This is a genomic window from Methanocalculus sp., assembly GCF_030651615.1.
In the GTDB taxonomy this organism is placed as follows: domain Archaea; phylum Halobacteriota; class Methanomicrobia; order Methanomicrobiales; family Methanocorpusculaceae; genus Methanocalculus.
In genome coordinates this window covers 1-3,808 of sequence record NZ_JAUSCG010000070.1, presented here as the reverse complement: position 1 = coordinate 3,808, position 3,808 = coordinate 1, and the positions used below count along the sequence as shown (strand labels likewise).

Annotated in this window: 4 protein-coding genes; 2 read left to right on the top strand and 2 right to left on the bottom strand. The window is 54.1% G+C overall.

Going from position 1 to position 3,808, the window contains the following annotated elements; translation table 11 throughout:
- On the top strand, window positions 1–1,071 hold a 1,071-nt coding region (locus Q7V06_RS02840; protein ID WP_304837777.1), incomplete at its 5' end, for a glutamate--tRNA ligase family protein.
- A 12-nt stretch (window positions 1,072–1,083) separates the two neighbouring features.
- Complete coding sequence (locus tag Q7V06_RS02835) at window positions 1,084–1,794, top strand: hypothetical protein (protein ID WP_304837776.1); 711 nt, start codon at window positions 1,084–1,086, stop codon at window positions 1,792–1,794.
- Here Q7V06_RS02835 and corA read toward each other — a convergent pair.
- Window positions 1,767–2,816: a magnesium/cobalt transporter CorA gene (gene corA, locus Q7V06_RS02830; RefSeq protein ID WP_304837775.1), complete on the bottom strand. Its 1,050-nt coding sequence runs from the start codon at window positions 2,814–2,816 to the stop codon at window positions 1,767–1,769. The two genes, Q7V06_RS02835 and corA, sit on opposite strands and share 28 nt — an antisense overlap.
- Before the next feature lie 5 nt (window positions 2,817–2,821).
- Window positions 2,822–3,808: anti-sigma factor antagonist (locus Q7V06_RS02825; protein ID WP_304837773.1), on the bottom strand; the 987-nt coding region annotated here is incomplete at its 5' end.

Here is a 3,808-nt window from a genome sequence, read left to right as displayed (position 1 = left end):
CGCGAACTGAAACTTGCTAAAAAAGCATGTCCCTGCCGTGATCTCACCGTTTTGGAGCACCTCGCACGCTGGGAGCAGATGCTTGACGGTACCTTCATCGAAGGTCAGGCGACTGTCAGGGTCAGAACCGAGATCGATCACCCGGACCCTGCGATCCGTGACTTCTCTGCGATGCGGATCGTCAACTCCACGATCCATCCCCGTGTCGATGCAACCGTCTATCCCCTGATGAACTTCTCGGTTGCGATCGATGACCATCTTCTTGGAATGACCCATGTGATCCGGGGAAAAGATCATATTGCAAATACACGCCGTCAGCGGTATATCTTCGATTACTTCGGCTGGAAACCCCCCCACTACCTCCATTACGGGAGGATGTCCATCGAAGGGCTCGTCCTCTCGACATCTTCGATGCATCAGGGGATCTCTGAAGGGATATACTCAGGGTGGGATGATATCCGGCTTGGCACACTCCGTGCGATGGCCCGTCGTGGTATCCTGCCTGAAGCAGTCCGTGCCGCTGTCACCGAGATCGGGATCGGCGAGACAGATATCTCGTTCTCATGGGAGAACCTCTTTGCAAAGAACCGCGATCTGATCGATAAGGGATCAGATCGGTACTTCTTCATCCCCGACCCCGTCTCTGTAACGGTTGAAGGTGCACCGGACCAGATCGCACACGCACCCCGCTATCCCGGCGATGAAGAGCGGGGGTACCGGAGTCTTCACTTCATACAAGAGATCTTCATCCCTGCAAAAGAGATGACCGGCAATGAGATGATCCGGTTAAAAGATCTCTTCAATATCAGGGTGACCGGTGAGCATCAGGCAATTTATGCAGGGGATTCACTCGCCGACGCACGGAGTGCAAAAGCTCCGATCATCCAGTGGCTTCCATCGGATAACGCGGTTCCCTGCCATATCCTGACTCCTGATGGTGTTATCGAAGGGTATTGCGAGGCTGAGGTCGCAGGGTATGCAGGGAAGACCATCCAGTTTGAGCGGATCGGGTTTGTCCGGATCGATTCCGTCAAAGAGGGACTGGTCACCACCTACTTCACCCATCGGTGAACACTTTTTTCTATGGATGCCGTTCATCTGCTGAGAGGAGCAGAGGCGGGGAGGGCAGAGGCGCTCCTTGCACTCCGACATCTGCCTCTGCCGATCCGGCGGGATCTCCTCTCCGATGATTATGAGAGGAGACGGCGTGCTGAAGGGAAGTTCTTTGAGGCGATCCTCTATGAGCTTCTTCGAAAGATTGGAGAAGAGAGCAGCTGTATTGATCGTATCGCTGCATGGGGAGCCGATGCACCTCCACCCGGTGAATCTAAGAAGGGGATCTGGTACTCCCGGGACGGAGGAATACGGATCTGTTCAGCAGGAGCGATCCTGGCTGAGGTCGATCTCCTCTTTACTGATAATGAGGGGAGGACGTTCTTTTCCGAAGCGACGATCACACCGCCATCACCAGCTGCTTTTATGCAAGAGGTGGAGAGGAAGAGGAAACTGCTCTCTGATCTTGCAGGTGGGGGAGAGGTGCGGTTCCTGTACATCTCGACCACCGCTCCTCCGCAGGGGCTTGCCCCTCTCTTTGAAGACGGAGGAGCAGTGATAGTGCGATCTGATCTCCTCCCTCTTATCGCAGAGATTGAGGATGTACTCGGATCCCCAAGGAAGAGACGAATAGTTCCTCATCAGAAGGTGGTTGACGGAAACGACCTTTTCGACACAGTGCCGGAAGTTGCGGAGAAGAAGGGGCTCCTCTCCTATATCCAGCGCCTCTTTCTGAAGTAGTAGAGCATCAGAAGGGAGAGGCAGAACATCAGGAGGAGGGTTGCAGGGTACCCGATCTCCCAGTCGAGCTCTGGCATGTATGCAAAGTTCATCCCATATACTCCTGCAATGAAGGTGAGCGGGATGAAGATCGTCGCGATGATCGTGAGCACCTTCATCACCTCATTCATCCTGAAGGAGAGGGTTGAAAGGTAGAGGTCGAGCATTCCTGCGGTGAGATCGCGGAGGGTCTCAACAGCATCGATCACCTGGATGGTATGGTCATAGATGTCACGGAAATAGATCTGAATCTTTTTTGAGATGAGCAGCGACTCGGTCCGCTCAAGTGTGGAGAGGACTTCACGAAGCGGCCATATTGCTTTTCTGAGGGTGATAAGATCCCGTTTGAAGAGACGGATCTCCATCACGGCAGCCGGGCCCGGATCTGTGAGAAGCGTATCCTCAAACACCTCGATCTCCTCACCAAGTGTCTCAAGTATCCCAAAATATGCATCGACGATGGTATCGATGAGAGAATAACAGAGGAAATCGGGACCATACTGTCTGATCTTTCCATGGTTTCTGATCCGGTTCCTCACCGGATCGAAGACGTCACCGACCCGCTCCTGAAACGAGAGGACGCAGGTGCCGGTGATGATCAGACTCACCTGTTCAGACCGGATCTCACCGTCAACTCGTGAGAGCATCCGTAAAACGATAAAAAGGTATGAGGGGAACTCCTCAAACTTCGGCCGCTGGGTGGTGTTCATCAGGTCTTCAAGGGTCAGCGGGTGGATCGAGAAGATCTCGCCTATTGCCCGGATGATACCGGTATCATAGATACCATCGATATTGATCCAGGTAACCGAGGAGCTGTTTTTGTATGATGAGAGGAGGGCAGAGTCACGGAAGCAGAGTTCGGTGAAGTGACCGTCTGCATCATAGTCCATCACCGTGATCGTGACGGGCTCTCCGGTAACCTCACCGACATGGACCAGGGAGCCGGGAGGGAGACCAGCTTTCTTCGATATCTTCCGAAACATGGTACCTACTCTTCTGTTATCTCACTGACGTACGCAACCCCAATCCTGCCCCGGCGGAACCGGGTGCTGTTTAAGAGATGACGCATATCAACGACCTCGGCGTCATTGATGAGGGTCTGGATCTGCCGCTCGATATTGATATTTCTCTCCCAGGGAATCCCCCGGAAGATGACGCCATGGTTATGGAGATGCTGATTCGTTGCCCCCTTATGTGACGGATGGATGTAGGCAAGTGAATGGAGTGCGACCGGATCATAAACCGAGAGGTCCGCTGTCGTATCCACTCCGACACCAAATGAGACGAGGGTGTCACCTTCGTAGAGGGGATCGGTATTGATCAGACACCAGTCATGAACGGCATTCTCATCCATGATGGTGCCTTTGAGGCCACCTGCATTCTCTTTCAGGGGAGAACGGAGCAGGCCGGAACCGGTCATGCCTGAGGTTACCCCTGAGATGGCAAGGGCGATGACACCTTTGAAGTCCTTCCTCCGTACTTTTGCAGACGAGAAGACCTGCCGGTAGAGATCTTCAAGAGAGATGCCATGTGGATCGTCTGCATCAAAGGAGATGTACTCATGAAACGGCCCTTCAAGCGTGACATTGAAGGCGGTATACACCGGGATTCCCTGATCAGATCCTGCCGGAGCGAGGAAGTCAGGTGTGTTGTTCCCATCAGTCGGGAGCCAGACCATCGAGCCGTGGAGGGTGATCATCTCCCCAAGGAGCGGGAGAGCAGATTCGGCATCGGGGCCGAGTGCACCAAGTCCGATTGAGTATCGGATCGAGGTGAAGGTAGCTTCCGTCAGATCATCCCGTGTGATTCGGGAGTGGAGGAGGGTGGAGAGACTTCCCCGCACCTTCAGGCGGGCGGTGCCTGTACCTGCCCGCTCGATCTGATATGTTACACCCCCATACTTCACCGATTTGTGTGAGGAGAGCTCATCGATGAGGGAGAGGGTCATTTCACCTTTGCCGCAGATCCGGATGGC